The organism is Arthrobacter sp. Soil_C_49 (assembly GCF_057656635.1).
Genome location: NZ_JBDGJZ010000013.1, coordinates 21,679 through 46,928 on the forward strand (window position 1 = coordinate 21,679; position 25,250 = coordinate 46,928).

22 protein-coding genes and 1 riboswitch are annotated in these 25,250 nt (G+C 66.7%); of the genes, 17 read left to right on the forward strand and 5 right to left on the reverse strand.

Going from position 1 to position 25,250, the window contains the following annotated elements; translation table 11 throughout:
* Nucleotides 1-116: 116 nt before the first annotated feature.
* The 5 genes from AC3A4Z_RS17805 to AC3A4Z_RS17825 all read left to right on the forward strand — a co-directional run bounded on the left by AC3A4Z_RS17805 (nucleotide 117) and on the right by AC3A4Z_RS17825 (nucleotide 4,896).
* Nucleotides 117-728, forward strand: a complete 612-nt coding sequence (locus AC3A4Z_RS17805; RefSeq protein ID WP_498712955.1) for a hypothetical protein — start codon at nucleotides 117-119, stop codon at nucleotides 726-728.
* A gap of 51 nt (nucleotides 729-779) precedes the next feature.
* Nucleotides 780-3,053 carry an NAD-dependent DNA ligase LigA gene (ligA, locus tag AC3A4Z_RS17810; protein ID WP_498712956.1) on the forward strand — a complete coding sequence of 758 codons (2,274 nt, stop codon included), beginning with the start codon at nucleotides 780-782 and terminating at the stop codon, nucleotides 3,051-3,053.
* Nucleotides 3,050-3,859 (forward strand): inositol monophosphatase family protein, encoded by an 810-nt coding sequence (locus AC3A4Z_RS17815; RefSeq protein ID WP_498712957.1) that lies wholly within the window; start codon nucleotides 3,050-3,052, stop codon nucleotides 3,857-3,859. The genes ligA and AC3A4Z_RS17815 overlap by 4 nt, the downstream gene beginning before the upstream one ends.
* A gap of 103 nt (nucleotides 3,860-3,962) precedes the next feature.
* The gene (locus AC3A4Z_RS17820; RefSeq protein ID WP_498712958.1) at nucleotides 3,963-4,466 is read left to right on the forward strand and encodes a GNAT family N-acetyltransferase; all 504 of its coding nucleotides are present in this window, start codon (nucleotides 3,963-3,965) and stop codon (nucleotides 4,464-4,466) included.
* Nucleotides 4,467-4,512: 46 nt separating this feature from the next.
* A complete protein-coding gene (locus tag AC3A4Z_RS17825) occupies nucleotides 4,513-4,896 on the forward strand; it encodes a RidA family protein (RefSeq protein WP_091418300.1) in 384 nt (127 codons plus the stop codon).
* Nucleotide 4,897: 1 nt separating this feature from the next.
* Here AC3A4Z_RS17825 and AC3A4Z_RS17830 read toward each other — a convergent pair whose 3' ends face one another.
* Entirely contained in the window at nucleotides 4,898-5,560 is a 663-nt protein-coding gene (locus AC3A4Z_RS17830; RefSeq protein WP_498712959.1) for a response regulator, read from the reverse strand.
* Entirely contained in the window at nucleotides 5,553-7,313 is a 1,761-nt protein-coding gene (locus tag AC3A4Z_RS17835) for a sensor histidine kinase (protein ID WP_498712960.1), read from the reverse strand. Before AC3A4Z_RS17835 ends, AC3A4Z_RS17830 begins: the two co-directional genes overlap by 8 nt.
* A gap of 184 nt (nucleotides 7,314-7,497) precedes the next feature.
* Between AC3A4Z_RS17835 and AC3A4Z_RS17840 the strand changes: the two genes are divergently transcribed.
* From AC3A4Z_RS17840 to AC3A4Z_RS17860, 5 genes are all read left to right on the forward strand, one after another.
* Nucleotides 7,498-8,958, forward strand: coding sequence for a CitMHS family transporter (locus AC3A4Z_RS17840; RefSeq protein ID WP_498712961.1), 1,461 nt, complete (start codon nucleotides 7,498-7,500; stop codon nucleotides 8,956-8,958).
* Nucleotides 8,959-9,104: 146 nt separating this feature from the next.
* A complete protein-coding gene (gatC, locus tag AC3A4Z_RS17845) occupies nucleotides 9,105-9,401 on the forward strand; it encodes an Asp-tRNA(Asn)/Glu-tRNA(Gln) amidotransferase subunit GatC (RefSeq protein WP_013600429.1) in 297 nt (98 codons plus the stop codon).
* Nucleotides 9,402-9,403: 2 nt separating this feature from the next.
* A complete protein-coding gene (gene gatA / locus AC3A4Z_RS17850; protein ID WP_498712962.1) occupies nucleotides 9,404-11,005 on the forward strand; it encodes an Asp-tRNA(Asn)/Glu-tRNA(Gln) amidotransferase subunit GatA in 1,602 nt (533 codons plus the stop codon).
* Complete coding sequence (gene gatB, locus AC3A4Z_RS17855) at nucleotides 11,005-12,513, forward strand: Asp-tRNA(Asn)/Glu-tRNA(Gln) amidotransferase subunit GatB (protein ID WP_498712963.1); 1,509 nt, start codon at nucleotides 11,005-11,007, stop codon at nucleotides 12,511-12,513. Before gatA ends, gatB begins: the two co-directional genes overlap by 1 nt.
* A gap of 197 nt (nucleotides 12,514-12,710) precedes the next feature.
* The gene (locus tag AC3A4Z_RS17860; RefSeq protein ID WP_498712964.1) at nucleotides 12,711-13,244 is read left to right on the forward strand and encodes a DUF5666 domain-containing protein; all 534 of its coding nucleotides are present in this window, start codon (nucleotides 12,711-12,713) and stop codon (nucleotides 13,242-13,244) included.
* 20 nt (nucleotides 13,245-13,264) lie between these two features.
* On the opposite strand, the gene AC3A4Z_RS17865 is transcribed toward AC3A4Z_RS17860, so the two are convergent.
* Nucleotides 13,265-14,176 (reverse strand): LysR family transcriptional regulator, encoded by a 912-nt coding sequence (locus tag AC3A4Z_RS17865; RefSeq protein ID WP_498712965.1) that lies wholly within the window; start codon nucleotides 14,174-14,176, stop codon nucleotides 13,265-13,267.
* Nucleotides 14,177-14,320: 144 nt separating this feature from the next.
* On the opposite strand from AC3A4Z_RS17865, the gene tdh reads away from it, so the two are divergent.
* From tdh to AC3A4Z_RS17895, 6 genes are all read left to right on the forward strand, one after another.
* Entirely contained in the window at nucleotides 14,321-15,367 is a 1,047-nt protein-coding gene (tdh, locus tag AC3A4Z_RS17870) for an L-threonine 3-dehydrogenase (RefSeq protein ID WP_498712966.1), read from the forward strand.
* Between the two features lie 8 nt (nucleotides 15,368-15,375).
* The gene (locus AC3A4Z_RS17875; RefSeq protein WP_498712967.1) at nucleotides 15,376-16,572 is read left to right on the forward strand and encodes a glycine C-acetyltransferase; all 1,197 of its coding nucleotides are present in this window, start codon (nucleotides 15,376-15,378) and stop codon (nucleotides 16,570-16,572) included.
* 53 nt (nucleotides 16,573-16,625) lie between these two features.
* Nucleotides 16,626-17,741, forward strand: a complete 1,116-nt coding sequence (locus AC3A4Z_RS17880) for an NAD(P)/FAD-dependent oxidoreductase (protein ID WP_498712968.1) — start codon at nucleotides 16,626-16,628, stop codon at nucleotides 17,739-17,741.
* Between the two features lie 12 nt (nucleotides 17,742-17,753).
* Nucleotides 17,754-18,965 carry an imidazolonepropionase gene (gene hutI / locus AC3A4Z_RS17885; protein ID WP_498712969.1) on the forward strand — a complete coding sequence of 404 codons (1,212 nt, stop codon included), beginning with the start codon at nucleotides 17,754-17,756 and terminating at the stop codon, nucleotides 18,963-18,965.
* 100 nt (nucleotides 18,966-19,065) lie between these two features.
* Entirely contained in the window at nucleotides 19,066-19,854 is a 789-nt protein-coding gene (locus tag AC3A4Z_RS17890) for a DeoR/GlpR family DNA-binding transcription regulator (protein WP_498712970.1), read from the forward strand.
* A 99-nt stretch (nucleotides 19,855-19,953) separates the two neighbouring features.
* Nucleotides 19,954-20,733 (forward strand): CPBP family intramembrane glutamic endopeptidase, encoded by a 780-nt coding sequence (locus tag AC3A4Z_RS17895; protein WP_498712971.1) that lies wholly within the window; start codon nucleotides 19,954-19,956, stop codon nucleotides 20,731-20,733.
* 205 nt (nucleotides 20,734-20,938) lie between these two features.
* Here the strand turns inward: AC3A4Z_RS17895 and AC3A4Z_RS17900 are convergent, their stop codons facing one another.
* Together AC3A4Z_RS17900 and AC3A4Z_RS17905 are read right to left on the reverse strand one after the other, a co-directional pair.
* Nucleotides 20,939-22,516 carry an HNH endonuclease signature motif containing protein gene (locus AC3A4Z_RS17900; RefSeq protein ID WP_498712972.1) on the reverse strand — a complete coding sequence of 526 codons (1,578 nt, stop codon included), beginning with the start codon at nucleotides 22,514-22,516 and terminating at the stop codon, nucleotides 20,939-20,941.
* Between the two features lie 406 nt (nucleotides 22,517-22,922).
* The gene (locus tag AC3A4Z_RS17905) at nucleotides 22,923-23,561 is read right to left on the reverse strand and encodes a VOC family protein (RefSeq protein WP_498712973.1); all 639 of its coding nucleotides are present in this window, start codon (nucleotides 23,559-23,561) and stop codon (nucleotides 22,923-22,925) included.
* Nucleotides 23,562-23,727: 166 nt separating this feature from the next.
* Nucleotides 23,728-23,844, forward strand: a riboswitch (SAM riboswitch).
* Between the two features lie 44 nt (nucleotides 23,845-23,888).
* Between AC3A4Z_RS17905 and AC3A4Z_RS17910 the strand changes: the two genes are divergently transcribed.
* Complete coding sequence (locus AC3A4Z_RS17910) at nucleotides 23,889-25,214, forward strand: bifunctional o-acetylhomoserine/o-acetylserine sulfhydrylase (protein WP_498712974.1); 1,326 nt, start codon at nucleotides 23,889-23,891, stop codon at nucleotides 25,212-25,214.
* The last annotated feature ends 36 nt before the right edge of the window (nucleotides 25,215-25,250 follow it).

Consider the following 25,250-nt stretch of genomic DNA (forward strand, 5'->3'; position numbering starts at 1 on the left):
TTGATGACAACAGGGCCGCGGATCCGCTGGATTTGCGGCCCTGTTGCGCGGTGTAGAAGACTACCGGGGACACCAGAAAGCCGCGGTGGGGGGACTGCGCGCATCGAAAGGTAGCAATGACCCCGTCTTCACCGGTCTTCCGCGTTGCGTCGACGACGGCATCAGCAGCGGTCCTCGCCCTTACCGTTTCCCTCTTTCCGGGCGGCCCCGCGGCTGCGGATTCCACGGAGCCCACCCCTGTATCCACCACATCACCCGACCAGTGCTTTCTGGTGTTTTGCGGGACGGAGCCGGCAGGTGACCAGGGACCCGCCGACCCCACTCGTACCCGCAAACCCAAGGAACCCGAAAGTCCGCCGGCTCCGCCCGCGGACCCTGTGCCGGCGCCGCCGGAACAGCCCGCACCGTCGGTGGCGCCTCCCGCGGTGGAGCCGGCACCGGCTGCCCCGGCCTCAAGACCGGAAGAATCAGCCGCCGGCCCGTCAGTTTCCGCCACGGGATACACCGGGTCTCCGCCGCCCACGGGCCCGTCCAGCGGACAGGACTGGAACACGCCCGTCACCAAGTCCGCCCGTGCAACCCGGGCCGCGGCTGTCACCGTTGCGGGTGATTCCGGCCCCGGCGGGCCGGCTCTCCTGCCGGTCCTCGCCGGCGTCCTGTTGCTGGGCGCCGCCGCCGCTTCCTTCATCTGGTGGGGCAGGAACCGGCCGCGTACCCGGACCCACTGAGGTCAGTGGCGCCGCCACGGCGCTGACGTGCCTTGATGGCAAGATAGGTCTGTGAGTACAGGACCAGGCCCCGCAGAACAGACCGCCACCCGCACCACCGAACCCGTCGAGCCGGAAGCAACCCCCACCGACGCAGTCCGCGAGGAGTACGAGAATCTCGTGGACCTGGTCCGGAAGTACCGGTTCGCGTACTACCAGGAAGACGAACCCCTGGTCTCCGACGCCGAATTCGACGAACTGTTCCGGCGGCTGGAGGAAATCGAGGCACTGCATCCGGAACTGGTGTCCAATGACTCGCCAACCCAGGAAGTGGGAGGGGAAGTCTCCGCCGCGTTCGCTGCCGTGGAGCACCTGCAGCGGATGTACAGCCTTGAGGATGTTTTTTCCCTCGAGGAACTCGAAGCCTGGCTCACCAAAGCGTCGGCCAGTATCGGGAAAATCGGTGACGGATCGCAACAGCCGGCCTGGCTGACCGAACTGAAGATCGACGGACTCGCGGTCAACCTGCTGTACCGGGACGGCAAACTGGTACGCGCCGCCACGCGCGGCGACGGCACCACGGGGGAGGACATTACCCACAACGTCCTCACCATCAAGGAAATCCCGCAGGAGTTGAGTGGGGAAGGGTTTCCGGCGGAAGTGGAAATCCGGGGCGAAGTGTTCATCCCCTCGCAGGCATTCGCGGAGTTCAACGAAGCGCTCATTGAGGCAGGGAAGGCGCCGCTGGCCAACCCGCGCAATGCGGCAGCCGGCTCGTTGCGGCAAAAGGACCCGGCGGAAACAGCCAAACGGCCCCTGAAGATGTTTGTCCACGGCATCGGGGCGCGCGAAGGGCTCCAGGCGCGCAGCCAGTCCGAAACGTACGACCTGCTGAAGAACTGGGGCCTGCCGGTCAGCCCCTACTCCGAAGTGCTGGGGAGCCTGGACGAGGTCCTTGACTTCATCAAGCGGTATGGGGACAAGCGCCACAAACTGCTGCACGAAATTGACGGCATTGTGGTCAAGGTGGATGACTTCGCCACCCAGCGGGCCCTCGGCTACACCACCCGGGTGCCCCGGTGGGCTGTCGCCTACAAGTACCCGCCGGAGGAAGTCCACACCAAGCTCCTGGACATCCAGGTCAACGTGGGCCGCACCGGCCGCGTCACGCCCTTCGGCATGATGGAGCCGGTCAAGGTTGCCGGCTCCACAGTGGAAATGGCTACCCTGCACAACCAGGACGTGGTCAAGGCCAAGGGCGTCAAGATCGGAGACATCGTCATCCTGCGCAAGGCGGGCGACGTCATTCCGGAAATCGTGGGACCGGTCCTTGCCCTGCGCGACCAGCAGGATCCTCCGGTCCGCGACTTCGTGATGCCCGCCGAGTGCCCCTCCTGCGGCACGCCCCTGGCCCCGGCCAAGGAAGGCGACGTGGACATCCGCTGCCCCAACTCAAAATCCTGCCCGTCCCAACTGCGGGAGCGGGTGTTCCACCTGGCCGGCCGTGGTGCCTTCGACATCGAAGCCCTCGGCTGGGAAGCTGCCATCGCCCTCACCCAGCCGGCAGAACCCGAGGTTCCGCCGCTGACCACCGAAGCTGCCCTGTTCGACCTCACCCCCGAGACCCTGGCGGACGTCCGCATCAGGCGCGAGAAGCGCAGCAAGGGCGTGCCCACCGAGGAGTTCGAGCTGGTGCCCTACTTCTACAGCAAGGGCACCGCGAAGTCGCCGTCCAAGCCCACCGCCACCACCGAGAAGCTGTTCAAGGAGCTGGAAAAGGCTAAAACCCAGCCGCTGTGGCGGGTCCTGGTGGCCCTGTCCATCCGGCACGTCGGCCCCCGGGCGTCGCGGGCGCTTGCGCAGGCCTTCGGCACCATGGACGCCATCCGGGCGGCTTCGGAGGAGGAACTGGCACACGTTGACGGCGTCGGCCCCACCATTGCAGCCGCGCTGAAGGAGTGGTTTGCCGAGGACTGGCACGTCGAAATCGTGGACCGCTGGGCTGCGGCCGGTGTCCGCATGGAGGACGAGCGGGATGAGTCCATGCCGCGGACCCTCGAAGGCCTCACCGTTGTGGTCACCGGCTCACTCCCCGGCTTCAGCCGGGACGAGGCGAAGGAAGCCATCCTTCTCCGGGGAGGCAAGGCGGCGGGCTCCGTCTCCAAGAACACCAGTTACCTGGTGGCCGGCGAAAGCGCCGGCACAAAACTGGACAAGGCCGAACAACTCGGCATTCCCGTACTGGATGAGGACGGCTTCCGGCAGCTTCTCGCCGGCGGGCCCGCAGCACTGGAAGGCGGCGCTGGGACTGAGGCAGAACCGGCAGAAGCGGAGGCAGCCCGATGACCGGCGTGACTGAACTGTTGGAGGTGGCCAAGCAGGCCGCGGCCGCCGGGGCGCGTGTCCTCGCCGGCCGGAACGCCGACGCGCTCCATGCCAGCAACAAGGGCGATGCCGGAGATTGGGTCACCGCGTTCGACGTCGCCGCTGAGAACGCCGTCCGTGACGTCATCGCGGCCGCGCGGCCGGGGGACAGCATCACCGGCGAGGAACACGGCACCACCAGGCCGGCGGACCCCTCCGGCTACCGCTGGTCCATCGACCCGCTGGACGGCACCACCAACTTCATCCGCAACATTGTCTACTACGGCACGTCCGTGGCCGTGGCGGATGCCGACGGCACCTGGCTGGCCGGCGTCGTCAACGCCCCTGCCCTGGGCCGCATCTACTACGCTGCCCGCGGCCAGGGTGCGTGGCTGGAAGAAGCCGGCACCCTGACCCGGCTGGAAGGGCCTGTGCCGGGCCGCAAGGGGCAGCTCCTTGCCACCGGGTTCAGCTACGATCCGGGCGTCCGGTCGGAGCAGGCCGCCCATTTGGCCGAACTGCTGGAGGGATTCGCGGATGTCCGCCGGCTGGGGTCCGCCGCGCTGGACCTGTGCATGGTGGCGGACGGAACACACGACGCCTTCGGCGAACGCGGGCTCAATGAGCACGACTTCTCCGCCGGTGCCCTGATCGCGGAGGAAGCCGGCTGCTGGGTCCGCCGCCCCCGGCTGACCAGCCCGCTGGATGGCGGCCCCACCGACCAGGAGCGGCTGGACGCCTGGACCTGCGCGGCGAGCCTGGAGCTGTCCGGCAAATTTCCGCTCTGACTGCCGGTTCCGCATTGCCTGCCATTCCGCCCGGACTGATAGTTCAGTCACGAAAAGCGCACTTTCACGCGGTGTTACCGGCTGGTACCCCTACCATTGATGGGTGCCTTCGCCGATAACCGTCCGTCCCGCCGTCGAATCCGATTTCGACGCCGTTGCCCGCATCACCAGGGATTCCTATCTGGCCGCCGGGTACTTTGAGGACGCCGAGCACCCGTATATGCGCAAGGTCCAGGACGTCGCACAGCGCGCAGGCCAGGCCACCGTCTGGGTGGCGGAGCGGGCCGGAGACGTGGTGGGTTCGGTGACCCTGGCTTTGGCTGGGGAGCCGTACGCGGACATCGCCCTGCCCGATGAGCTGGAATTCCGCATGCTGGTGGTTGACCCTGCAGTCCAGCGCAGCGGAGCAGGCAGAGCGATGGTGGAGGCCATCATCGCTCATGCCCGGTCCCTGCCGGGTATCAGGGCGGTAGCCCTCACCACCGGCGAGACCTGGGAGAGCGCACACGGCCTGTACAACAGGACCGGCTTCGCCAGGGTGCCGGAGAGGGACTGGTTCGTCCCCGGAACTGACATAAAACTGCTGGTTTACCGGCTGGACCTGTAGCCGCCCTAAAGTGGTGCCGACTCATTCCAGCTTTGAAAGGCCCACCATGCGCAAAACCTTCGGCACCGGCTCCGTCTGGGAACAGACCCTCGGCTACTCCCGCGCCGTCCAGGTGGACAACACCCTCTACATTTCCGCCACGGCCGCCAGCGGCGAGGACGGCATCGTGGGGAACGACTTCTACACCCAGACCCAGTTCATCCTGCAGAAGCTCGGCAAGGTCCTCGCGGACGCCGGCTTCAGCTTCGAGGATGTGGTCCAGTCCAAGCTTTACCTGACGGACATCAGCAAGTGGGAAGAAGCCGGCCGCGCGCACGGTGAAGTGTTCGGCGACATCCGGCCAACCCTGTCCCTGGTCCACGTCCTGCCCTTCCTGGACCCCGAAATGCTGGTCGAAATCGAGCTCGTGGCCCAGAAGAGCGCGAACTAATTTATCCAGCCGGCAGGCCGTAGCGGTGCTCCGGCCTGCCGGTGGTCCCGTAGCGCAGCTGGATGTCCACGGCGCCGTCGTCGGCCAGCGAGGACAGGTACCGCTGTGCCGTCGCCCGGGAAACACCCACCCGGCCTGCCACCTCCGCGGCTGAGTACTGCTCGCCGGGAACCAAAGACTCGAGCACAGCGGCCTCCGTCGCGGACCTCGGCTTGGACGACGGCGTGACGTCACCGGGGATGAGCGAGCGCTTGGCCCGCTCCACCCCGTCCTGGTCCAGTGCCCCGGGCTGGGACAGCAGGCGCCGGTACCGCGCATAGGACCGCAGCTGCTGGGACAGGGACTCGGAAGTAAACGGCTTCAGCAGGTAGCCCAGCGCACCCCGGCGGAACGCCACCCGGATGGAGGCGGCGTCCGAAGCGGCGCTGAGGATCACGGTGTCCACGTCCAACTGCTGCAAAAGGTCCAGCCCCGAGGCATCGGGCAGGTAAACGTCCAGCAGCACCAGGTCCGGCCGCAGGCTGTGGATCGCCTGCAGCGCGAGCGAGGCCGTTCCCACCGGCGCCAGGGCCAGGAACCCCGCCACCGAATCCACATAGGCGGCGTGCAGCTTGGCCACGTGGAAGTCGTCATCCACGATTAGCACCCGGAAATCATCAGCCATGGGTGTCCTTTCCCGCAGCGTCCTCGGACGCCGCATCATCGATCCTGGAATCCTTGGTTCCCGCCGTAGTCCCAGCAGTGGTGCCGGGGAGGGTTGCCATAAAGACTGCTCCGGGGCCGCCCCGCCGCCCACGCTCCAGCAACTTAACGTCCCCGCCGCGGCGCCGGGCAAGCTGGCGGGCAAGGGCAAGCCCGAAGCCCTGGCCCCCGCCGGCACGGTTGTTTCTGGACAGCGCGCCGGACGCAGTGGTGAAGCCTTCCGCGAAGACCGCCTCGGCGTCCGTTCCCTCCGCCAGCCCGTCGCCGGAGTCAGCGACCACCACATGGAGGGTGCCGCCGTCGTCCGCCGGCTCATCCAGCACCTCCAGCTCCACCCAGCGGTCCTCCGCAGAGCCGGCCACGGCGGCATTAACGGCATTATCGATCAGGTTGCCCAGCACGGTGGTGACATCCTGGGCGTCGGTGACCTGCCCCCGGACGAGGGTCTCGGGCCCGATGCGCAGGGCCACCCCGCGCTCGTCGGCCTCCACGCCCTTGGCCCCGACAAAGGCCTGCAGGTACGGGTCCTGCAGCAGCTCGGCCTGGTCCACGGGAAACTTCAGCGGGCCCGTCGCGGCCAACCGGGCCAGGTACTCGCGCGCCTGCTGGTGCTGCCCGATGCTCATGAACCCTGCGATGGTGTGCAACTGGTTTGCAAACTCGTGCCGCTGTGCCCGCAACGCCGTGGACATGGTTCCCACGGCGTCCAGCTGCCGGGTGAGCTGCTGCAGCTCTGTGCGGTCGCGGAGCATCACCACCCAGCCCAGGTCCTCCCGCCGGTGCAGGGCTTTGCGCGCGTTGGCCACCAGCACCCGGCCGCCCGCCACCAGTTCGACGGCGGAAGCGTCGCCGGAGCCGGCCCGGGTCAGGGACTTCAGCAGGTCCGGCACGGGGGCGTCCTCCCAGGGTGTTCCGGCGAGGTCGTCCAGCCCCAGCAGGCGCTGGGCGGCGGCGTTGAAGACGGTGATCCGGCCGTCGGCGGAAACACCGATCACGCCGTCGTCCACACCCTGGAGGACCGCCACCTGGTCATGGACCAGGGTGCTGATCTCCTCCGGCTCCAGGCCCAGGGTGAGCCGGTGCAGGCGGCGGCGCAGCAGGAAGGATCCCAGGATGCCGGCGAGCAGTGCGCCCGTGGCGGTCAAGGCGACCGGGCCGATGTCCCGTTCCACGCTCTGGCCCACGGTCTCCATCGAATACCCCACGCTGACCTCGCCCACCACCGTGCTGCTGCCGGGAGCGTAGACGGGGACCTTGGCGCCGGCGGAAGGTCCGAGTGTTCCGGTGTTCCGGGTGGTCACTTCCTCGCCGGACAGCGCCTCGGACGGATCGGTACTCACCCTTTCACCGAGCCGCTGGGGGTCCGGGTGGGCCAGGCGGATCCCGGTTTCGTCGGTGATCACCACAAACAGGGCACCGGTCCGGGCGCGTACTGCTTCAGCCGATGCCATCAGCGGCCCGGCCGCGAGTTCGGAAGCAGGGGGAGTGCCGGGCTGTTCACTGATGGCCAGTACGTCGGCCCGCACGGACGGATCCGAGGCTACAGTCCGGGCCAGCGTCAGCGCCTGGTTCTCCGCCTCGCGGCCCACCCGGTCATAGGTCAGCCAGGCGTGGACGGCCGCGCTGAGCAGAACCACCAAAAGGACCACCGCCAGCTGCAGCAGCAGAGTCTGGGTGGAGAACCGCAGCGGCGCGCGGGGACTGGAACGCAGCATGATCCTCCTCGATCCGGGCGGGAAATTCGGGCCTCCTCAGCCCGTGAGCACAATGAGCAAAATGCTCGCAATAAGCAGTATGCCAATCAATTGAGCCAAAGGCACTGCCGTGACGGCGGCCACCCTAAAGTCTGTAGCACGCGTCACACCGCTGTGCCGCTGTTCACAAAGAAGGAGCCCAGCCGTGCTGGTATTACTTGGATTCGCCATGATCGCGGTATTCATGGTGCTGATCATGACGAAGAAGTTGACGCCAGTGCTGGCGCTGATCATCGTCCCTACAGTTTTTGGCCTTTTCGCCGGCGCCGGCCTGGGCATTGGCGACATGGTGATGGATTCGATGAAGTCCATGACCTCCACAGCGGCCCTGCTGATGTTCGCCATCATCTACTTCGGCCTGATGATCGACGTCGGGCTGTTTGATCCGCTGGTCCGGTTCATCCTGCGCAAGCTCGGCAACGACCCCGCCAAGGTGGTCCTGGGCACCGCCCTGCTGGCAGCCGCCGTGTCCCTGGACGGCGACGGCTCCACGACCTTTATCCTCACCACTGCTGCCATGCTGCCGATCTACCTCCGGCTGAAGATGAGCCCCGTGGTCCTCACCTGCGTGGCCGGCCTGGCCAACGGCACCATGAACATCGTCCCCTGGGGCGGCCCCACCGCCCGCGCCGCCAGCGCCCTGAAGATCGACGTCAACGAGGTTTTCGTCCCTATGATCCCGTCCCTGGCAGCCGGCCTTGCCGTTGTCCTGGTCTTCGCCTGGGTCCTCGGCCTCCAGGAGCGCAACCGCCTCCGCGCCACGCAGCCGGAAATCTGGGGCGTGCCTGACACCGCCGAGGGGTTCGACGGCGGCAGTACTGCCGGCGGTCCGGGAACCGGCCGCGGACGCAAGGCGGACAACCCCGGCGGAGCAGCCCCCGCCGTCGACGGCTCCTCCGTAGCTGTCCTGGAACGCACTGAAACCCTCGTGGACGAAGACCACGCCGCCATGGCCGGCACCGCACTGGACCCCAACCGCACCACCTTGCGCCCAAAGCTGCAGTGGTTCAACCTGGCCCTCACGGTGGCCGTGATGGGCATGCTCATCGCCGACCTGGTGCCCCTGCCGTACGTCTTTATGGTCGGTTCGGCCATCGCCCTGCTGGTGAACTTCCCGCACGTCAAGGACCAGGCCGCGCAGATCGTGGCCCACGCGCCGTCGATCGTTGCCGTTGTCAGCATGGTCATGGCGGCAGCAGTGCTCACCGGCGTCCTCACCGGCACCGGCATGGTGGAAGCGATGTCGGCGTGGCTGGTGCAGATCATCCCGTCCAGCATGGGCCCGCTGATGGCCGTCATCACCGGTCTCCTGAGCATCCCCATGACGTTCTTCATGAGCAACGACGCCTTCTACTTCGGCGTACTTCCGGTCCTGAGTGAAACGGCTGCACACTACGGCATCAGCGGCGCCGAGATGGCACGAGCCTCCATCACCGGCCAGCCGTTCCACATGCAGAGCCCGCTGGTTCCCGCCATCCTGCTGCTGGTCTCGCTGGCCAAGGTGGACCTGGGCGACCACCACAAGAAGGTCCTGTGGCGCGCGGCAGTGGTTTCGCTGGTCATGCTGGGAATTGGAGTGCTGACCGGAGCTATCGGTATCGGTTAGTCTGTAGCTGCCGCGGTGTTGCCCCTGGTGGGCGGCCTTCGGTAAGAAGGTGCCCGTCTGACGCCCGCTGGGGGTCGTCAGACGGGCATCATCGTTTCCCCACTAGAATGGATCGGAAATCAATTCAAACTTTGCAGGGGAGATCCATGGCTGCGATCAACCGTGACGATGTTGCGCATCTCGCGCGGCTCGCTCACATCGAGATGAGTGCTCAAGAGCTGGACAGGATGGCCGGAGAACTCGCCGTCATCGTTGATTCGGTCAAATCCGTCAGCGAAGCCGCCGGTGACGACGTGCCGGCCACGTCCCACCCCATTCCGCTGACCAACGTGTTCCGGGAAGACGTGGTGGGCCACACGTTCACGGCGGAACAGGCACTTTCCGGTGCACCGGACTCCGACGACAACCGTTTCAAGGTTCCGGCAATCCTGGATGAGGCATAACCATGACTGACAACAACCAACTCATCCGCCTCTCTGCCGCGGCGCTGGCCGAAAAGCTGGCGGCCGGCGAGGTCACCTCGGTCGAGGTCACCCAGGCGTATCTGGACAGGATCGCCGCCGTGGACGGCGGCGAACGCGGCGTCAACGCGTTCCTGCACGTCAACGCCGCGGAAGCGCTCGCCGTCGCCGCCGAAGTGGACGCCATCCGCGCCGCCGGCGGAGCTGACGCCGAGGCCCTCCATGTCCTGGCCGGTGTGCCCATCGCCGTGAAGGACCTCATCGTGACGGTGGGCCAGCCCACCACGGCCGGGTCCAAAATCCTCGAAGGCTGGCACAGCCCGTACGACGCCACCGTCGTCGAGCGTCTTCGCGCCGCGAAGATGCCCATCCTGGGCAAGACCAACCTGGACGAGTTCGCCATGGGCTCCTCCACCGAGCACTCCGCCTACGGACCCACGCGCAACCCCTGGGACCTGGACCGGATTCCGGGCGGCTCCGGCGGCGGGTCCGCGGCCGCCGTCGCCGCTTTTGAGGCTCCGCTCGCCCTCGGCACCGACACCGGCGGATCCATCCGCCAGCCCGGCGCCGTCACCGGCACCGTGGGCGTCAAGCCCACCTACGGCAGCGTCTCCCGCTACGGCGCCATCGCCATGGCGTCCTCGCTGGACCAGATCGGCCCCGTTTCGCGGACCGTCCTGGACTCGGCGCTCCTGCACCAGGTCATCGGCGGGCACGATGCCCGCGACTCCACCTCGCTGCCGGACCCGCTGGCGGACCTCGTCGCCGCAGCGAAAACCGGCAATGTCGAGGGCCTTCGGATCGGCATCATCAAGGAGCTCCACGGCGAGGGCTACCAGGCCGGCGTCGAAAACCGCTTCAACGATGCCCTGGAACTCCTCAAGGAAGCCGGCGCCGAGATCGTTGAGGTCTCCTGCCCCAACTTCCAGTACGCGCTGGGCGCCTACTACCTGATCATGCCCTCCGAGGCGTCCTCCAACCTCGCAAAGTTCGACGGCGTCCGTTACGGCCTGCGCGTCCTCCCCGAAGAGGGCCCCATGACCATCGAACGCGTCATGGGTGCCACCCGCGCCGCCGGCTTCGGCGACGAGGTCAAGCGGCGCATCATCCTGGGCACGTACGCCCTGTCCGCCGGCTACTACGACGCCTACTACGGCTCGGCGCAGAAGGTCCGCACCCTGGTGCAGCGCGACTTCGATGCTGCCTTTACTGTGGCCGACGTCCTGATTTCGCCCACGGCCCCCACCACCGCTTTCCGCCTCGGGGAGAAGCTGGACGATCCGCTGGCAATGTACCTGAACGACGTCGCCACCATCCCCGCCAACCTGGCCGGCGTTCCGGGCCTGTCCCTGCCGGGCGGCCTTGCGGACGAGGACGGCCTCCCCGTGGGCATCCAGCTGCTGGCCCCGGCCCGTGAGGATGCCCGCCTGTACCGGGTGGGCGCCGTGCTGGAGTCGCTGCTCGAGGCCAAGTGGGGCGGCCCGCTGCTGGCCCAGGCCCCGGACCTGGCCGCTGCCGTGGCCGGCGCCGCCTCGCCGGTGGTTGAGCCTGTCGAAACCCTTGTTGGAAGCCAGGAGGCAAAATAATGAACACCGACGCAATCCTGAGCTTCGAAGAGGCCATGGAGAAGTACGATCCCGTCCTGGGGTTTGAGGTCCACGTGGAACTCAACACCAAGACCAAGATGTTCTCCTCCGCCCCGAACGTCTTCGGTGACGAGCCCAACACGAACGTCAACGAAGTGGATCTGGGCATGCCCGGCGTCCTGCCCGTGGTGAACAAGGCCGCGATCGAGTCCTCGATCAAGATCGGCCTGGCCCTGAACTGCAAGATCGCCGAGTCCTGCCGGTTCGCGCGGAAGAACTACTTCTACCCGGACACCCCGAAGAACTTCCAGACCTCCCAGTACGACGAACCCATTGCCTACGACGGCTACCTGGACATCGAACTGTCCGACGGCACCGTTTTCCGGGTGGAGATCGAGCGCGCGCACATGGAGGAGGACGCCGGAAAGCTGACCCACATGGGCGGCGCCACCGGACGCATCCAGGGCGCCGACTTCTCCTTGGTGGACTACAACCGCGCCGGCGTGCCGCTGGTGGAGATCGTCACCAAGCCCATCGAGGGCGCCGGCTCCCGCGCGCCTGAACTGGCCAAGGCCTACGTGGCTGCCGTCCGCGAAATCGTCAAGAACCTTGGTGTGTCCGACGCGAAGATGGAGCGCGGCAACGTCCGCTGCGACGCCAACGTCTCGCTCCGTCCCCACGGCCGCGAACGGTTCGGCATCCGGTCCGAGACCAAGAACGTGAACTCGCTGCGCGCCGTCGAACACGCCGTACGCTACGAAATCCAGCGCCACGCCGCCGTCCTGGACGGTGGGGGAACGGTCACCCAGGAGACCCGACACTGGCACGAGGACACCCGCACCACCACGTCCGGCCGTGCGAAGTCCGACGCCGACGACTACCGCTACTTCCCGGAGCCGGACCTTGTTCCCGTGGTTCCCTCGCGCGAATGGGTGGAGGAGCTGCGGGCTACGCTGCCCGAACCGCCGGCCGCGCGCCGCAAGCGCCTCCAGGCCGACTGGGGCTATTCCGACCTGGAATTCCGCGATGTAGTGAACGCCGGAGTGATGGACGAGATCGAGGAAACCATCGCCGCCGGTGCTTCGGCTTCCGTTGCCCGCAAGTGGTGGATGGGCGAGATCGTGGGCCGGGCCAAGAACGCCGACGTGGATCCCGGCCAGTTGGGTGTCCAGCCCGCCACCATCGTTGAGCTCGCACGCATGGTGGAGGACGGCAAGATCAACAATAAGATGGCCTCCGAAGTGCTGGACGGCGTCCTGGCAGGCGAAGGCACGCCGGCCGAAATCGTGGAGAAGCGCGGCCTGGCCGTCGTCTCCGACGACGGGCCCCTGCTCGAAGCCATTGATGCCGCCCTCGCCGCCCAGCCCGACGTCGCGGACAAGATCCGCGGCGGCAAAGTCCAGGCCATCGGTGCCATTGTGGGTGGCGTTATGAAGGCCACCCGCGGCCAGGCCGACGCCGCCCGGGTCCGTGAGCTGATCCTGGAAAAGCTGGGCGTCACCGTCTAGCCCTCCCGCCTGACTGGGTCGCAGGTAACGTCGTTTTGGCGTTCGTCACCTGCGGCCCAGTTTTCGTTTAAGTAGTACTCACTTCCACATGGCGCCGGCTACTCGTGTGCAGCCGTGCACCCCGGTCCTACACTGAAGCTCCAGGGCGCCGGATCCAGGAAAAACCGGCCCTGCTGTTGCTGTGGGAGGTAGGTTATATGTCGGTCCGGAACCCGTTGAAGATCCGCAAAGCCGTGCTCGCCGGGGCGGTGGCCCTGGCCCTGACCGGGACGGGGGCAGCGTTTGCGTGGGCGGCAGGTGACTCCGCCCCGCCGTCGCCCTCCGAGTCACAGTCCGCGCCGGGCAAATCAGGTCAGGCACCGGGGCACAACAAGCCGGACAAAGCCCAGCGCCCGCAGCAACTTCACAGCGAAAGCGTGGTGAAGAAGGCGGACGGCACCTTCCAGACCATCCTCGAGCAGCGCGGCACGGCGGAGGCCGTCAGCGGCACTTCGATCACGGTCAAGAGCGAGGACGGCTACTCGCAGACTTATGCTGTCAGCGCCGACACAAAGGTCAAGCCCTCCATCGCGGACATCGCCACCGGTGACACCGTGCGGATTTCGGGGGTGAAGAACGGGGACCAGGTAACGGCGGAGCGGATCGTCGAGGGCGCCGGCGATGTCCCCGGGCTGGGATTGGGCCGCGGCAACGGGCACGGTCACGGCAAAGGACACAACAAGGCCAAGTGATCAGGGGCGACTCCGTTGGTTCAGCCCTGCTCCACCAGCCCGGCCATGATGGCCTGCAGCGCTTCGGAGACAATCATCACCGAACGCCGCTTCAGGTTTTCCGGCCGGGCCAGCAGGTCGATCCGGCGCCGGGTGCTGATGCCCTCAAGGGGCCGCAGCACAATATCGGGATTGAGCACGGGACCCGCGGTGTACCTCGGCAGCAGTCCCACCACCCCGCCGGCAGCCACCAATGCGGCCACCGTGGAGTAGTCGTTGATCCGATGGACGATGTTCAGCTCCCTGCTGGAAACGGCCGCGACCGCGGACAGTACGTCGGCGGGGGAGTAGCCGGTGTGGCTGGTCACCCAGGCCTCGCCGCCGACGTCGTCCGCCGTGACGGCAGGCTTTCCCGCCAAAGGGTGGCCGGCGGGCAAGGCGACATCCAGCGGTTCGTGGGCGAGCGGTATCACCGTGACCCGTTCGGCAGGCCAGCGGGGGCTGTGGTCCATCCGGTGGGCGAGGACCAGGTCGTAGCGCGCCGTCAGGGCGGGGAAGTCCTGCTGCGCCACGTCCTCATCCGACAGCTCGATCCGCGGCTGGCCCGGGGCGTCGAGGATTCGGGCCAGGGGCGCAAACACCGCCTGCCCCACGCTGTGGAAACCGGACAGCGTGACCCTGCCGGCCGCGTCGCCGTGATAACTCCCGATAGCGCCGCGGGCGTCCGCCATGGCGTTGACGACGGCGGCACCCGCGTCCGCCAGCACCTGGCCTGCCTCGGTGAGGACCAGGTTTCTGCCCTCCTTGCGGGTCAGGGGCACGTCCACGGTGCGCTGCAGGAGGGCCAGCTGCTGGGACACCGCGGAAGGCGTGACCATCAGCGTGTCCGCTACCGCCTTGACGCTGCCCAGGGCGCCGAGTTCACGAAGGATTTCGAGCTGGTGTATCTCCATGGCCCTCAGTCTATGCGTTAGCTTTTGCTACATCGTTGATTGAGAAATTAGCGGTTGTGCTAAAGCTTCTTCCTCGCTGTAATGAGGAGGTCAGCACCCCGCCGACGATGCAGAACGTGACGCAGACAAAGAGTAAGGAAGCCGATGAAGGCTTTGTACAAGGCAGGCCCACAGGCCGGCTTCGAGTTCGTGGACCGCCCCGAACCGGAGGCCGGCCCCGCCGACGTAAAGATCCGGGTGATGACCACCGGCATCTGCGGCACCGACCTCCACATCCAGTCCTGGGATGCCTGGGCGCAGGGGATCATTGAAGCCCCCCTCATCCCGGGCCACGAGTTCTACGGTGAAGTGGTGGAAGTCGGCGAGGATGTCCGCGACGTGAAGGTCGGAGACCGGGTGTCCGGCGAAGGCCATGTGGTCTGCGGCATCTGCCGGAACTGCCGGGCGGGCCGGCGGCAGATGTGCATCCACACCGTGAGCGTGGGCGTCCAGCGCGACGGTGCGTTCGCGGAATATGTGGTGATCCCGGAAACCAACGTCTGGGTGCATCACGATCCCTCGGTGACTCCGGAACTGGGCGCCATTTTCGACCCCTTCGGCAATGCGGTGCACACCGCCCTGAGTTTTCCGCTGGTGGGCGAGGACGTGCTGATCACCGGCGCCGGGCCCATCGGGCTGATGGCTATCGCCGTCGCCCGCCACGCCGGGGCCCGCAAGATCGCCATCACCGACGTGTCCCCGCACCGGCTGGACCTGGCCCGCCGGCTGGGCGCAGACCTCGCCATCAACGTCGCCACCACCCGGGTCCGCGATGCCCAGCGTGAGCTTGGGATGCGGGAGGGATTCGACATCGGCATGGAGATGTCCGGCCACCCCACCGCCCTGCCGGAGATGATCGACAACATGAACCACGGCGGCCGGATCGCGATGCTGGGGCTGCCCAGCCAGGACATCACCATTGACTGGGGCAAGGTGGTGACCCACATGCTGACGCTCAAGGGCATCTACGGCCGCGAAATGTACGAAACCTGGTACGCCATGAGCGCGATGCTGTCCTCCAACCCCGTACTCCACGCCGGCATCTCCGCCGTCGTCACTGATACGCTCCCTGCCACCGACTGGGAAAAGGGCTTCGAGCTTGCCCGCAGCGGCGCCGGCGGAAAAGTTGTCCTCGACTGGACCCGATTCTAAGGAACACCATGTACACCTCGATCAAGGACCAGCTGGGCACCGAGCTGGAGGAGATCCGTACCGCCGGACTCTTCAAGACCGAACGCAGCATCAACTCGCCCCAGTCAAGCCACATCAATGCCGGCGTGCTCGGCCAACCGGGCGCGGATGTGCTGAACTTCTGCGCGAACAACTACCTGGGCCTGGCTGACCACCCGGACATCATCAAGGCAGCCAAGGAGGCCATGGACGAACGCGGCTTCGGGATGGCCAGTGTGCGCTTCATCTGCGGCACCCAGGACCTGCACCTGGAACTCGAAGCCCGCGTCTCCCGTTTCCTGGGAACCGAGGACACCATCCTGTTCTCCAGCTGCTTTGACGCGAACGGCGGCGTCTTCGAGTCCCTCTTCGGCCCGGAGGACGCCATCATCTCCGACGCCCTGAATCATGCCTCCATCATCGACGGCATCCGCCTCTGCAAGGCACAGCGGTACAGGTACGCCAACCAGGACATGGCGGACCTGGAGTCAAAGCTGGTGGAAGCAAAGGATGCCCGCCGCAAGATCATCGTTACCGACGGCGTTTTCTCCATGGACGGGTACCTGGCGCCACTGGAGGCCATCTGCGACCTCGCCGAGAAACACGACGCCCTGGTGATGGTTGATGACTCCCACGCCGTGGGCTTTATGGGGGCAACCGGAGCCGGCACGCCGGAACACGCGGGTGTGTCCCACCGGGTGGACATCTACACCGGTACGTTCGGCAAGGCGCTGGGCGGCGCCTCGGGCGGATACGTTTCCGGCCGCAGCGAAGTGGTGGCCATGCTCCGGCAAAAGGCCCGTCCCTACCTGTTCTCAAACTCGTTGGCTCCGGCCATCGTGGCAGCCACCATCAAAGCCCTTGACCTGGTGGAGAACTCGGCGGATCTCCGGCGCCAGCTCTTCGAGAACGCCGCATTGTTCCGCCGCCGAATGACGGAGGAAGGCTTCGACCTGCTGCCCGGCGAACACGCCATCGTCCCGGTGATGTTCGGCGACGCCGTCGTGGCCGCCAAGGTGGCGGACCGGATGCTGCAACACGGCGTCTTCGTCACCGCCTTCAGCTTCCCGGTGGTTCCGCGCGGGGCGGCAAGGATCCGGGTGCAGCTTTCGGCCGCTCATTCAGCGGACGACGTCGAGGCGTGCGTTAGTGCCTTCGTCGCCAGCCGTGCGGAGGTGGCAGGCTGAGGGCTAAGCCTGCGGGCGGTCACAGCCCGGCATAACTCTGCAAGGATGAAGGCATGGCAGCTCATTACGACGTCCTGATAGTCGGCGGCGGCATCGCCGGCTTGTCCCTGGCCTCCGCGTTGGCGGGCACCTGCACTGTGGCACTGGTGGAGGCGGAGCAGGAGCTGGCGTACCACACGTCCTCCCGCTCCGCCCGGCAGCTCATCCCCAGCTACGGCCCGCCCGTGGTCCAGGAACTGACCGTCCGGACATTGGAGCTGATTGCCGCCCGCGACGCCGAACTGCCCGAGCCTGTGCTCACGCCGCGCAGCTTTATGCTGATCGGTTCGGAGGAAGCGGTGGCAGCTGAAGCCAGCGGGCACATGCGGTCCATCTCGCCAGCCGAAGCGCTCGAGCTCTGCCCGGCACTCCTTCCTGAAACGTTCACCGCTGCCGGCCTGGATACCGGCTCCTTCGGCTGCAACGCGCCCCTGCTGCTGGAGGATCACCGCCGGCGCGCGCTTGCCGCCGGCGTGGACATCATCACCGGCGCCAGGGTCCACTCCGCGCAGCGGGTGGGCTCCGGCTGGCAGGTGGGGGCCGGCATGGAAGCTTTCGAATCCGGTGTGCTGGTGAATGCCGCCGGCGCCTGGGCGGATGAACTGGCTGTTATCAGCGGGGTGGAGAAGCTCGGGCTGCAGCCGTACCGGCGCACTGCGGCGATTGCCGCCGTCGAACGCCCCTTGCCGGAACACAGCCCGATGGTGGCTGCAGCGGACAACTCGTTCTACTTCCGCCGCGAAGGCGGCGACGTGCTGATTTCCCCGTCCGAGTCGGTGCCGAGCGGGCCCGAAGACGCCAAGCCGCGGCCCGGGGACGTGGAGCGGCTCGTGGCCACGCTGAACCAGCTGACAACCCTGGGCATCGCGGGGGTCCGCAGGGCGTGGACGGGGCTGCGGACAGAAGCCGCCGACGGTGTTCCAGTAGCTGGTTTCGACGCCGAAGCGCCGGGCTTCTACTGGCTTGCCGGCCAGGGCGGCTATGGCTTCCAGACCTCAGCGGCGTTGGCGGAACTGGCGGCAGCCCAGATCCTGGCGGGCCAGCAGGCCTCGCATGAGTCAGCGGGTCCGGGTCCGGTATCCCGGACAGCGCAGGCGCTCGCGGCCACCCGCTGGTCCGTCCGGCGCTGAAGAATGGTCCGTATGAGTACCCTGATTACCAATATCGCCGAGCTGATGACCCAGGACCTGGAACACCGGGTCCTCAAAGATGCCGCGGTGGTGGTCGAGGGTGAGCGGATTTCCTGGATCGGTGCCGCAGCTGACGCTCCCGCTGCGGATGAGGCGGTCGACGCCGGCGGCCGCGCCATGCTTCCCGGCTGGGTGGACTCCCACACCCACCTGCTGTTTGCGGGCGACCGGACGGCCGAATTCGAGGCGCGGATGGCAGGGGAGTCCTACTCCGCCGGCGGCATAGCGGTAACCATGAACGCCACCCGCGCAACGTCCGATTTCGATCTGACCCGGCTGGCGCTGGGCCGGGTGGCTGAAGCGGTGTCGCAGGGGACCACCTACATCGAGACGAAAACCGGCTACGGGCTCGACGTTGAGCATGAGGCCCGAAGCGCCCGCATCGCCTCAACCGTTGCAGACCAGGTGACCTACCTCGGCGCGCACCTGGTCCCCGCCGGGCAGGATCCGGACGATTACACGGACCTCGTGTGCGGCCCCATGCTTGCCGCCGTCCGTCCCTACGCACAATGGGCCGACGTCTTCTGCGAGGAAGGGGCCTTCGACGCCGAGCAGTCCCGTCGGGTCCTGCTCGCCTGCCGCGACGCCGGGCTGGGACTGCGTGTCCACGGCAACCAGCTGGGCGAGGGCCCCGGTGTCCAGCTCGCCGTGGAGTTCGAAGCTGCCAGCGTGGACCATGTGAACTATCTGGCGGACAAGGATGTGGATGCCCTGGCGGGGACCTGGGCGCGCTGGGATGCCGCCACCGGAACCGGTGCCCGCGGCACGGTGGCCACCTGCCTGCCTGCCTGCGACCTTTCGACCCGCCAGCCGCTTGCCCCGGTCCGGGAGCTCCTCGACGCCGGAGTCCAGGTGGCGCTTGCGTCCAACTGCAATCCGGGCACGTCCTACACCAGCTCCATGGCCTTTTGCGTGACGACGGCGGTGCTGCAGATGCACCTGAGTGTCCACGAGGCGGTCCGGGCAGCGACGTATGGCGGCGCCCTGGCACTGCATAAGGACAAGGGGAACGACGTCGACGGCGAACGGGCGGTGGGTTCCATCGCCGTCGGACACCGGGCGGACCTCCACCTGCTCAATGCGCCGTCGGCCACGCACCTTGCTTACCGCCCAGGCATGCCGCTGACGTACGCTGTATGGCGGGCCGGAGCCCGGGCGCGCTAGACCTGTTGGCCAGAAGTGACGTTAGATGATCATTTGGCTTCTGTTATGATCAGAAAGCGTCATCGAAAAGCTGGTGGCGCGAGTATCTGGAGGCCCCTGCATGACCCGCACCGACCGTCTGACGGCAATCCTTGACCTCCTCGCCAAAACCGGCCAGGTGGAGGTCGAAGAGATCGTCAGCACCCTCCACGTTTCGCCTGCCACGGCCCGGCGCGACCTGGACAGCCTGGCCAAGCGCCGGCTGCTCACCAGGACCCGGGGCGGGGCCACAACGGGTGCCCTTGCCTACGACCTGCCCGGCCGGTACAACAGGGACGACCATGCCGAGGCCAAACAGCAGATCGCCCAGGCCGCTTCCGACCTTATTGCTCCCGGCGCGGTTATTGGCCTTTGCGGCGGCACCACCAGCACTGTGCTGGCGCAGATCCTCGCCACCCGCGAGGACCTGAATGCGCCATCCAACCAGCCCACCCTTACGGTGGTCACCAACGCCATCAACATCGCCGGGCAGTTGGCCGTACGGCCCAACATCAAGGTTATGGTCACCGGCGGGATCCTGAACCCGCGGTCCTACGAGCTGGTAGGCCCCTACACGGACATCATCATGCAGAAAGTGGTGCTGGACATCGCCTTCATCGGGGTCAACGGCATCGATCCCGAGGTGGGGCCGACCAACACGGGGGAGGGCGAAGCCTCGGTCAACGCCCTGCTCGCCAGCAGGGCGCGCGTCTCGTACGTGCTGGCAGACTCGTCCAAGGTGGGGGTGCGCGCCTTCGCCACCATGGACGGGTACAACTTCACCCGGCTGATCACGGATTCGGGGATCTCCGCGCAGGACAAGGCCGCGTTCGAGGCCAACGGCACCGAAGTCATTGTCGCCGGCAGCTGAAGCTTTGAGCTGGAACAGATCTGCGGGCTGATCCCGCGCCGCCCCGGTGACGTGCGGGCCAATCAGCCGGGATCCAGAAACTGAAGGCAAGATGGGTACATGCTGGTTCCCTCCCGTCGTCGACTGCGCATTGAAGTCTGGATTGTTTTAGGCCTGTCCCTGGGGCAGTCCGCCGTGTACTCGGTGGTGCAGCTCCTGGACAAAATGACGCGTGCGCCGCTGGCGGAAGGCACCTCCACCCTCAACCGTTCGCAGAGCACCCGTGAGTACTTCGACCTGACCTACCAGCTACTGGACATCGTCTTTGCGCTGGTGCCGGTGCTGCTGGTGATCTACTTCCTCACCGATCAGCGGCAGGTCGTAGGCTCCGACGGCGGCCACTCGGGCTCGGCCTTCCGGAAGCTCGGGTTCAATTTCGCCCGTCCGGGCCGGGACCTGCTTCAGGGGCTGGGCCTGGCTGCGCTGATCGGCATCCCGTCCCTCGGCCTGTACGCCGCGGGCAGGGCACTGGGAATCACCACCGCCATCATCCCGAGCGCGCTGGACGCCTACTGGTGGACTGTGCCCGTGCTGATCCTGTCCGCGATCCGCCATGGGGTGGTGGAGGAAGTCATCGTGGTGGGCTATCTGATGGACCGGTTCGGAAAGCTCGGTTGGAGTGTGCCGGTCTCCATCATGGTGAGTTCCCTGTTGCGCGGCAGCTACCACCTGTACCAGGGATTCGGGCCCTTCATTGGGAACGTGGTGATGGGCGTCGTCTTTGCGTGGCTGTATACCCGGACCCGGCGGGTGATGCCCCTGGTGATTGCCCACGCACTGCTGGACATCGTGGCGTTCGTGGGATTCAGCCTCTTCGGCAGGGCGGTCGGGCTAGGCTGAGGCAGGCAGGCTAATGAGGCCAGGTTGATGTGGCCGAGTTGATTCGGCCCAGCTCACACGGTTAGGCCTGAAGCGGCCCAGCTGACAAAGCAGGGTTCGGTCGACCACAGTTGAGCCATGTCGGAGTGATTTACCCGCCCAGCCCCGTAGGCCCGGAATGCGTGATCTGCAGGTCATCGGACGGCGCACTTAGATTTCGGGTTCGCTAGGAGTGGCCGTGGAGGAACCGCTCGAGTTCTTCTTCTCCTGGGGAGGGGCCGTAGACAAAGTCCGGGGGCAGGCAGGACGGATTGAAGCGAGCGTGCCCCAGTTGTCCTGGCTGCCCTTGCGTGGGCCAGTGTGGTGGTTCCCAGTCGTGGTGTTCGGCTTTGTAGTGGCGGCCGGTGGGTGAAATCCAGCCAGGTGGGTCGTGATCGGCGGCCGGGGTGGGCGTCCATCCGGTGGCGTGTTTGAGGCGGTGGTGCTTGGGGCAGAGCTGGGCCAGGTTACTGATCCCGGTGTTGCCGCCGTGTTGCCAGGCTTGAAGGTGGTCTGCCTCGTTGTCCAGGGAGGGGTTGTTGCAGCCGGGGAAGGTGCACCTGCCGTCCCTGAGCTGCAGTGCCTTCTTCATCGCTTTGGTGAGCCGGTAGCTGGTGCGGCCGATTTCCAGCGGCGCCCCGTCCCGCGGATCAACGAGCACGCGGTAGAACGAAGTGGCGCCGCCCTCGACGAGTTTGCGGGCCATCGACGCAGGGATCGGGCCGTAGCCGTCCAGATTCGCCGGTTCGTCCGTGACGCCGAGCAGCGCCAACACCGGGACGGTGACCAGGACATCCACTTTGGGTACCGGGACGTTGCCTAAGACGGCACCTGCGTGGGTTTCACCCGGCTTGCCTGCAGCCGCGCTGCTTTGTCCTGTGCTGCTCTGTTCCACGCCGGCCTGTCCCGCGATGGCCTCTCCCGTGCTGATTTCGGGGTCGGGGTGAAGTGCGGTTCCGGCGCCGAGCAGGAGGCTGGCGGCGATGTCGGGGCGGAGTTGGGTGATGGTGCGGGGTTCGTTGGGGCCTTGGAGGCCGCGGGCGAGGGCGGTGGTGCGGTTCCAGATGGCTGAGCCCTGGTCCGCGGGAACGTAGAGGGAAACCCGGGCCATGCCGTCGCGGTCCGGGGTATATTCCATCCGCCGGTCCGCCACACCCTTGGCGTGGCGTTTTTCGATGGATTCCGGGTGGTGGCGTTCCCGCCAGTTCCTGGCCTTGGCACGGAACCGGTAGGCGGGCAGCTCCCCGGCCGGGGCGGCCGTGGGCGGCCGGGCCACGTCGGGGTCCAGGAAGTGTGCCTCGAGGGCGGCGGCGCCGGCGGGGTCAAGGCCGGCGGTTTCCTCCGCCATGACCAGGGCGTGGGGCCAGGTGATCGTTCCTGCCTGCAACGCCGAGAAGGCCAGCGGCAGCTCTTTGGTCACGGCGTGGGAGGCGGCCAGGAACGCACCGGCTGCCCGGGGCCCGAGGGCCAGGAGGGTGCCGATTTCCGCGGCGACAGCCGTTTCAAGCGCTTGCACCGGGGCGTCCGGCCCCGCGATGGCCTGGGCAGTGTCCGCATACGTCACCGCAGCCCGGGCCTTCACAGCCGCGAACCCGGCTTCCGCCACCCGCGCCCCCGCAAGGATGTCCAGGCACCCATCTCCCAGCCCGTCCAGCGGATCCGCATCCGAGAACGGCTCCGCACCACACCCCTCCGCCTCGGCATTGAGCACGGCAAGGGCAGCATTGATGTCCTCAAATGCCTTCACTACCGCCGCTTTCCCCATACATCAATCATCGTGAGGGGGTCTGACAAAACAGGGCCTTCAGAAGCTGTCCCAGGAAATCTTTTTCAACTTTTTTTGACGCGTTCCATGGAAGCCCAGGACAACAGGTGATGGCACGTTGCGGGGAAAGCTGCGGGAGGTGGTGGCGCGTTGCGGGGAAAGCTGCGGGAGGTGATGGTGGGTTTCTCTTCAACCCGGGAATGGGGATCCTTCAGACGATCGGGGAATATGGCTGCCGGCCCAGACTCAATCCCGGACGGGTCCGGAAAATGGATTCGGCCGCCATCAACTGGTGACGCCGTTGTCACCGGCTGATGGCGGCCGAAGTTTGGGAGGGCATGGCCAGGCCGGAGCCGGCTCACAACCCCTATGCCCGAGCGAGGTGTCCCGGGCATCGGAAGGAACGTCAGATGGTGACTGCTCCGGTGGTGGTTTCGAAAGTGACGGACAGGATGCCCGGTGTTCCGTGCGGTGCCACCCACTCAACGGCCACGTCTTCGAGCGGCTTCTCCACCGGCTCGCCCAGCCACTCCGTGACGCGGGCTGCCGACCCTGCAATGGTGAGGCAGCTCATCTTCACGTTGCTCTCGTAAGCATTGGACGGGTGCAGGGACGGGTCACCCTCCCACTTGAGCATGTAGGGAACCTGGGGGTCGGCGATCAGGCCGAGGATGCCGATCTGCTTCCAGACGAGTTCACGGCCGTCCGGAAACTTGCGGTTGCCGTTCACGGCAGAGCGTCCGAGCCGCTCTTCAAACGGGGCGAGGTCGTCCACTTCGACGCACCAGCCCATCCAGCCGCCGCCGGCAGCGGACCGTGCACGCACGGCCTGTCCGAAGGGGGCCTTGTCCGAAGCGGGGTGGTCCAGGACCTCCACGACCTCGAGGTACTTGTGGCCCGCGAGCGGGATAATCATGTTTCGGGTACCGAACCGCGGGTGTACCCCGCCCTTCACTGCCTCAACGCCGAGGGCAGAGGAAATACGTTCGGTGGTGGCCGCCAGGCCATCGTGTTCACAGGCGTAAGAGACGTGATCCATGCGCATGCCATCATCTTGGCACTTTGTGATCGGGCTCTCAGCTAAGGGTAGCCTTACTGGGATTTTCGCTGCTCAGCCCCCACAAACCGACGGCAGGGCGCGTAAAGATGTCCAGGACCATGTTCGTCACAATGCTGTCCGGCGCACTCTGCGTGTTCCTACACTGGGCTCAGGTCATGAGTGCCAGCATCAAGCCCCGGCTCGCTGGCCGGCAACCCTCCAACCGCGGTGGGGTGCCCCGGGTGAGGACCTGGCTGTCCGGCAAAAGGCCGGACGGCAAGCGCGGCCCGCAGTGCTTCGAGCATGCCGGGCCCATGTCAAAGGAGCCTTGAATTGTCCAACGGATGGTCCTTCGAAACCCGCCAGATCCATGTTGGGCAGGAACCGGACAGCGCCACCGGCGCCCGCGCCCTCCCCATCTACCAGACCACGTCCTTTGTTTTCCCGAGCGCGGAAAGTGCGGCAAACCGCTTCGCGCTGGCGGAGCTGGCTCCCATCTACACCAGGATCGGCAACCCCACCCAGGAGGCCGTGGAACAGCGGATCGCCAGCCTGGAAGGCGGCCTGGGGGCCCTGCTGCTCAGCTCCGGGCAGGCCGCGGAGACATTCGCCATCCTTAACATCGCCGAGGCGGGAGACCACATCGTGGCCAGCCCAAGCCTCTACGGGGGCACCTACAACCTCTTCGCGCACACCCTGAAGAAGTTCGGTATCTCGGTCACCTTCGTGGCGGACCCGGACAACCTGGACCAGTGGCGGGACGCCGTGCAGCCCAACACCAAACTCTTCTTCGGTGAGGTGGTTTCCAACCCGCGGCAGGACGTGCTGGACATTGAAGGCGTGTCCCAGGTGGCGCATGAGGCCGGGGTGCCGCTGATCGTGGACAACACCCTGTCCACCCCGTACCTCATCCGCCCGCTCGAGTGGGGCGCTGACATCGTGGTGCACTCGGCCACCAAGTACCTGGGCGGCCACGGTTCTGCCATCGCGGGCGTCATCGTGGACTCCGGGAAGTTCGATTTCGGTAAGGACGCGGAAAAGTTCCCTGGGTTCAACACCCCGGACCCCACCTACAACGGGCTGGTCTACGCCCGCGACCTCGGCGCAGAGGGCGCGCTGGGCGCCAACCTGTCCTACATCCTCAAGGCCCGGGTCCAGCTCCTGCGCGACCTCGGCTCGGCGGTGTCGCCCTTCAACGCCTTCCTGATCGCCCAGGGGCTGGAGACGCTGAGCCTGCGGGTGGAGCGGCACGTGGCAAACGCCACCGAAGTGGCGCGCTGGCTGGAAGGAAGGGACGACGTCGAATCCGTCGCCTATGCTGGCCTGCCCTCCAGCCCCTGGTACGAGCGGGGCCGCAAGTACGGACCGAAGGGAACAGGCGCCATCGTCTCGTTCAACCTGGCCGGAGGGGCAGAGGCGGGCAAGCGCTTCGTGGACGCCCTTGAACTGCACTCGCACGTGGCCAACATCGGCGACGTCCGCTCCCTGGTGATCCATCCGGCGTCGACCACCCACAGCCAGCTTTCACCGGAACAGCAGGAAGTGGCCGGCGTGACGCCCGGACTGGTGCGGCTTTCCGTGGGCATCGAACACATCGATGACATCCTCGCGGACCTCGAAGCCGGCTTCAGGGCGGCCAAGGGAGCCAGCGGCGCCTGAGCGGCGCCCTGACTGCCGGCAGGAGCACCGGCAGGA

Bases quoted from the DNA above. Each gene is read 5' to 3' on its own strand.
- AC3A4Z_RS17825 (WP_091418300.1), top strand. From the start codon at position 4,513: ATGCGCAAAACCTTCGGCACCGGCTCCGTCTGGGAACAGACCCTCGGC.
- AC3A4Z_RS17805 (WP_498712955.1), top strand. From the start codon at position 117: ATGACCCCGTCTTCACCGGTCTTCCGCGTTGCGTCGACGACGGCATCA.
- AC3A4Z_RS17865 (WP_498712965.1), bottom strand. From the start codon at position 14,176: ATGGAGATACACCAGCTCGAAATCCTTCGTGAACTCGGCGCCCTGGGC.
- AC3A4Z_RS17830 (WP_498712959.1), bottom strand. From the start codon at position 5,560: ATGGCTGATGATTTCCGGGTGCTAATCGTGGATGACGACTTCCACGTG.
- AC3A4Z_RS17890 (WP_498712970.1), top strand. From the start codon at position 19,066: ATGACCCGCACCGACCGTCTGACGGCAATCCTTGACCTCCTCGCCAAA.
- AC3A4Z_RS17860 (WP_498712964.1), top strand. From the start codon at position 12,711: ATGTCGGTCCGGAACCCGTTGAAGATCCGCAAAGCCGTGCTCGCCGGG.
- gatA (WP_498712962.1), top strand. From the start codon at position 9,404: ATGACTGACAACAACCAACTCATCCGCCTCTCTGCCGCGGCGCTGGCC.
- AC3A4Z_RS17815 (WP_498712957.1), top strand. From the start codon at position 3,050: ATGACCGGCGTGACTGAACTGTTGGAGGTGGCCAAGCAGGCCGCGGCC.
- tdh (WP_498712966.1), top strand. From the start codon at position 14,321: ATGAAGGCTTTGTACAAGGCAGGCCCACAGGCCGGCTTCGAGTTCGTG.
- AC3A4Z_RS17880 (WP_498712968.1), top strand. From the start codon at position 16,626: ATGGCAGCTCATTACGACGTCCTGATAGTCGGCGGCGGCATCGCCGGC.
- AC3A4Z_RS17895 (WP_498712971.1), top strand. From the start codon at position 19,954: ATGCTGGTTCCCTCCCGTCGTCGACTGCGCATTGAAGTCTGGATTGTT.
- AC3A4Z_RS17900 (WP_498712972.1), bottom strand. From the start codon at position 22,516: ATGGGGAAAGCGGCGGTAGTGAAGGCATTTGAGGACATCAATGCTGCC.
- AC3A4Z_RS17905 (WP_498712973.1), bottom strand. From the start codon at position 23,561: ATGCGCATGGATCACGTCTCTTACGCCTGTGAACACGATGGCCTGGCG.
- gatB (WP_498712963.1), top strand. From the start codon at position 11,005: ATGAACACCGACGCAATCCTGAGCTTCGAAGAGGCCATGGAGAAGTAC.
- AC3A4Z_RS17835 (WP_498712960.1), bottom strand. From the start codon at position 7,313: ATGCTGCGTTCCAGTCCCCGCGCGCCGCTGCGGTTCTCCACCCAGACT.
- gatC (WP_013600429.1), top strand. From the start codon at position 9,105: ATGGCTGCGATCAACCGTGACGATGTTGCGCATCTCGCGCGGCTCGCT.
- hutI (WP_498712969.1), top strand. From the start codon at position 17,754: ATGAGTACCCTGATTACCAATATCGCCGAGCTGATGACCCAGGACCTG.
- AC3A4Z_RS17875 (WP_498712967.1), top strand. From the start codon at position 15,376: ATGTACACCTCGATCAAGGACCAGCTGGGCACCGAGCTGGAGGAGATC.